Below are 5,258 nucleotides of genomic sequence, written 5' to 3'. Positions count from 1 at the left end.
GCTGTGGTGACGCCGCCGCGCAAGACCTATGCGCGTGCCATCCGCATTTCCGGGCTGACCGAGGCCGACAAGCGGGCGGTGCTGGCGACGCGCGTCGCCGGCGTCATCGATAAGCTGCCGGTCAAGCAGGGCCAGCGCGTCAAGACCGGCGACCTGGTGCTGATGCTGGCGGCCGAGGAGAAGATCTCCAACGTCGACAACGCCAAGCAGCTTCTGGTGCAGCGCCAGGCCGAGCTGGAAGCGGCCCTGCGGCTGATGAAAACCGGCAATCTGCCGGCGCTGCAGCTCGACACCGCGCGCTCGAACCTGACGTCCGCGCAATCCCAGCTGGAGACCGCGCAAGCCGAGCTCGACCGCAATGAGGTCAAGGCGCCGTTCGATGGCGTCATCGACCGCGTTCCGGTGGAACTGGGTAGCTCGGTGATGCAGGGCGGTGAGGTGGCAACCATCCTCAAGCTCGACCCGGTGATCGCGCGCGGCGAGGTCAGCGAGCGCGACCTGCGCTACATCAAGATCGGCGACGAGGCCAATGTGCGGCTGGTGAACGACCAGAAGGTCACCGGCACGGTGCGCTACATCAGTCGCGACGCCTCATCGCAGACCCGCACCTTCCGTGTCGAAGTGGCGATCCCCAATGCCGATGGCGCCATCCCCGCCGGCATGACGGCCGAAATCACGCTCAGCGCGCAGCCGACCGACGCGGTCATGCTGCCGCGTTCGGTGGTGACGCTCGGCGACAAGGGCGACCTCGGCATCCGCGCCGTCGGCAAGGACAATAAGGTGGCGTTCTACCCGATCGATCTCGTCGACGACACGCCGAACGGCCTGGTGCTGGGCGGCATACCGCAGGATGCGCGCATCATCGTCGCCGGCCAGGAGCTGGTGAAGGAAGGCGACGCGGTCAAGCCGGTCGAGGCCGACCAGGCGACCATCAACAAGCTGATCGGCGAAGCCACCTCCGGGACGCAGTAGCGCAGTCCGACGTCGGGCGCGCCCGGCGTCGGCCAATTCGCCACTCCTCGAAGACAACAGCAGGCATAAGTCATGGATATCGTCAGACTCGCCATCCACAACGCCCGCCTCACAATATCCGCGCTGCTGTTCCTGCTCGTGGCGGGCTGGGTCGCCTATCAGTCGACACCGAAGGAAGCGGAGCCGGACGTTCCGATTCCGATGATGTATATCAGCCTGATCTATCAGGGCATCTCGCCGGAGGATTCCGAGCGTCTTCTTCTGCGTCCGATGGAAAGCAAGCTGAAGAGCCTGAAAGGCCTCAAGGAGATGCGTTCGGCCGCCTTCCAGGGCGGCGGCTACGTGCTGGTCGAGTTCCAGCCGCAGACCAATCTGGCGACGGCGCTGCAGGACACGCGCAGCAAGGTGCAGGACGCCAAGGCCGACCTGCCGCAGGCGGCCGAGGAGCCGACCGTCAACGAGGTCAACGTCTCCGAGTTTCCGGTCCTTGTCGTGACGCTGTCCGGCGACGTGCCGGAGCGCGTGCTGACGGCGGCGGCGCGCGAATTGCGCGACCGCATCGAGGAAGTGCCCGGCGTGCTCGAAGGCTCGCTGCAGGGCGCGCGCGACGATCTGGTCGAAGTCGTCATCGACCCGGTCAAGCTGTCCTCCTACGGGCTGCAGCTCGACCAGGTGATGCAAGGCGTCGGCGCCTCCAACAGCCTGGTCGCGGCCGGCAATCTCGAAGGCTCGGAAGGCAAATACGCGGTCAAGGTGCCGTCGCTGATCGAGACGCCGGAGGATGTCGCCAACCTGCCGGTCGTCGCCACGCCCAATGCCGTGGTGCAGGCCAAGGACATCGCCACCATCCGCTCCACCTTCAAGGACGCCGAGACGGTGACGCGCCTCGACGGCAAGCCGGCGATCGCCATCGAGGTGAAAAAGCGCATCGGCGCCAACCTGATCGACACCCTGAACCACGTCAGGGAAGTGTCCGACAGCTTCATCAAGACGATGCCGGAAGGCATGCACGTCACCTACACGCAGGACAAATCGGTCTTCGTCAACCAACTGCTTGGCGACCTGCAGAACCACGTGATGATCGCCGTCATCCTTGTGTTCATCGTCATCCTCTATGCGCTGTCTGGCCGCGCCTCGCTGCTCATCGGGCTGGCCATTCCGTCGTCCTTCCTGATCGGCATCCTGCTGCTCGCCATGATGGGCTACACGATCAACATGATCGTGCTGTTCAGCCTCATCCTGGCGGTCGGCATGCTGGTCGACGACGCCATCATCGTCACCGAATTCGCGGAACGGCGCATGAGCGAAGGCATGCCGAAGGCGGACGCCTTCGCGCTGGCCGCAAGGCGCATGGCCGGTCCGGTCATCGCCGCGACGATGACGCGCATCGCCGCCTTCTCGCCGCTTTTGTTCTGGCCGGGCATCATCGGCGACTTCATGAAATACATGCCGATCACGCTGATCGTGACGCTGTCGGCTTCGATGCTCTATGCGCTGGTGTTCGCGCCGACGTTGGGCGCCATCTTCGCCAAGGCGCCCAAGCATCATGAGGACGAGAACCGCGACGGCTGGTACATGGCGCTGGTCAAGCAGGCGGTGCGCTTCCCCATTACTGTGATCCTGCTCACCGTCGGCCTGCTGGTCGGCGTCGGCTTCGCCTATTCGAAATACGGTGCTGGCGTCGAATTCTTCCCCAGCGTCGAGCCGGATTACGGCCTGCTCTACGTGCATGCGCGCGGCAACCTTTCGCTGGCCGAAATGGACGCCGCCACCAAGGAAGCGGAAAACCGGCTGCTCGGCTGGCCGGGGGTGAAGTCGGTCTATACGCGCGCCGGCAAGACGCAAGGCGGCGGCCAGGACATTCCTGAGGATGTCGTCGGCGTCATCCAGTACGAGTTCGTCGACTGGCGCGAGCGCAAGTCGGCCAACCAGATCCTCAGCGACCTGCGCGGCGTCATGGCCGGCATTCCCGGCGTCGATGTCGAGGTGCGCGTGCCGGAGGCCGGCCCGCCGACCGGCAAGCCGATCCAGATCAGGCTTTCGGCCGCCGATCCCAAGGGGCTCGACGACAAGGCGCGCGCGGTGGCGGCGCGGATCGCCAAGATTCCCAACGTCATCGACATATCGGACGGCCTGCCGCCGCCCGGCGTCGACTGGGCGCTCGAGGTCGACCGCGCCAAGGCGGCGCAATACGGCATCAGCCCGACCTCGGTCGGCACGGTGGTGCAGCTGGTGACCAACGGCCTGAAGCTCTCGGAATACCGGCCCGCCGGGGCGGACGACGCCGTCGACATAAGGCTGCGCCTGCCCGAGGACCGGCGCACGCTGTCGACGCTGGATGAGCTGAGGGTACAGACCTCGCAAGGCTCGGTGCCGATCTCGAACTTCGTCGTGCGCAAGCCCGAGCCGACGGTCGGCATCCTCAACCGCATTGACGGCGCGCGCACGGTGGTGGTGCAAGCCAATGTCAGCGCCGGCGCGCAGGTCGCGGCGGTGCAGCAGGAAGTGACCAAGGCCGTCTCCGAGATGGAGCTGGGCAGTGGCATCCGCTGGAAGCTCGCCGGCTCCAACGAGGACAGCGCCGAGGCCGGCGCCTTCCTCAGCAAGGCCTTCGGCGCGGCGATCTTCCTGATCTTCCTGGTGCTGCTCATGCAGTTCAACAAGTTCACCAGCGTCTGGCTGGTGCTGTCCTGCGTGGTCATGGCGACGGTCGGCGTCTTCCTCGGGCTGCTTCTAACGGGCGAAGCCTTCGGCATCGTCATGTCGGGCATCGGCGTCATCGCGCTCGCCGGCGTGGTGGTGAACAACAACATCGTGCTGATCGACACTTACGACCGGTTGCGCGAGGAAGGCTGGGACAAGATGGACGCGGTGCTGCAGACCTGCCGCGAGCGCGCCCGTCCGGTTGTTCTGACGGCGGTGTCGGCGATCCTCGGCGTCTTGCCGATCGCCTTCGGCCTCGGCCTCGAGATCTTCCATCACGAGACGACGATCAACGCGCCGTCGACGCAGTGGTGGATCTCGCTGTCGTCGGCGATCGTCTTCGGCCTGTCCTTCGCCACCTTGCTGACGCTGGTGGTGACGCCATCGATGCTGATGGTGTTCACGCGCAGCAAGGACAGTCGCTTCAACGCGTTTTTCCGGCGGCTGTTCGGTCGCGGCAAGGGCAAGGTTGCAACGACTGTCCCAGGCGACGATGCGGGCGCCGAGCCGGCCATCGCCTTCCAGAAAGCCGCCGAATAAGTCAGCTCAACCAGGAAGATAAAGGCCGCCCGGGGAACAACCGGGCGGCCTTTTGCATTGTCCCAGCATAACTTCACCTCACGGCGAGGGCTTTCTCATGACGGTCAGCACACTTCTCGTCATCATTCTCATCCTCATCCTGATCGGCGCCGTGCCGGCATGGCCGCATTCGCGCTCCTGGGGCTATGGCCCTTCGGGCATCGTCGGCGTCATCCTGGTGGTGCTTTTGATCCTGTTGTTGATGGGCAGAATCTGATCCCTTATACGACCGAGCCTCCTCGGAGGCCCGGTCGTCGTCGGCCGCAGTCAGGCGGCCTCGCGCGAGGCGGGAGCGACGGCAATGCCGATATCCCGCATGGCCTCCTTCACCGCCTGATCGAGACGGGTGTGCGGGATTTCGCCGATGATCTTCTCCAGCCGTGTCGAGGCCAGCTGGTGCTCCTCGAAACGAAGGTAGGACATCGAGACGATCTCACGCCACATCGCCACGAACGGGCTGCCGGCGCGCAGCACCCACCACGGCATGAAGCCGAGCTTCAGCTTGCGCCCGAGCGCATTCTCGGCCGCGGCCTTGATATCGAGGTCGGTGACGGCATGGCCGGGGAAGTTGAGCGCCTCATAGAAGCCGAGCTTGTCGAGATTGCGCGCCAGGCCGACGAAAGCCGCTGCGAAATCCGGCAGATAGGCCCATTCGTGGACGAGATCGGCCGGACCGGGCGCCGTGTAAATGCCCTTCGCCATCTTGGCGGCGACGACCAGATCGAACCAGGAGCCGCTGCCGGTGCCGCCGAAGAAGTCGCCCGCCCTGAGCAGAATGGTGCGCACGCGGCCGGCCTCGGCCTCGCGGCGAAACAGATCCTCCATGGCGACGCGGATGCGGCCCTTCTCGGTCGTCGGCCGGAATGGCGTGTCTTCCGTGATTACGCGAGGCATCGGCGAGCCGTAATTGTAGACGGTGCCGGGGAACAAATGCAGCGCGCCGTTGGCGCCGCAGGCGGCCATGACATTCTCGGCCATCGGCAGGTATTTGCCCCAGTCGGTGT

At 65.3% G+C, this 5,258-nt stretch carries 4 protein-coding genes; 3 read left to right on the top strand and 1 reads right to left on the bottom strand.

What is annotated here, in order from left to right:
• The 3 genes from EN780_RS26970 to EN780_RS26960 all read left to right on the top strand — a co-directional run.
• Positions 1-972, top strand: a 972-nt coding sequence (locus EN780_RS26970) for an efflux RND transporter periplasmic adaptor subunit (RefSeq protein ID WP_128275812.1), incomplete at its 5' end; no start/stop codon positions are given.
• 72 nt (positions 973-1,044) lie between these two features.
• Complete coding sequence (locus tag EN780_RS26965) at positions 1,045-4,215, top strand: efflux RND transporter permease subunit (RefSeq protein WP_127392859.1); 3,171 nt, start codon at positions 1,045-1,047, stop codon at positions 4,213-4,215.
• A gap of 97 nt (positions 4,216-4,312) precedes the next feature.
• Entirely contained in the window at positions 4,313-4,471 is a 159-nt protein-coding gene (locus EN780_RS26960) for a DUF3309 family protein (RefSeq protein ID WP_127283862.1), read from the top strand.
• Positions 4,472-4,521: 50 nt separating this feature from the next.
• Here the strand turns inward: EN780_RS26960 and EN780_RS26955 are convergent.
• A partial coding sequence (locus EN780_RS26955) for an NAD-dependent epimerase/dehydratase family protein (RefSeq protein WP_128275811.1) occupies positions 4,522-5,258 on the bottom strand: 737 nt, incomplete at its 5' end.

The organism is Mesorhizobium sp. M4B.F.Ca.ET.089.01.1.1 (genome assembly GCF_004022605.1).
GTDB classification, from domain to species: domain Bacteria; phylum Pseudomonadota; class Alphaproteobacteria; order Rhizobiales; family Rhizobiaceae; genus Mesorhizobium; species Mesorhizobium abyssinicae.
Note: the sequence above shows the minus strand (reverse complement) of the source record. Positions and strands in the feature narration are given on the sequence as shown.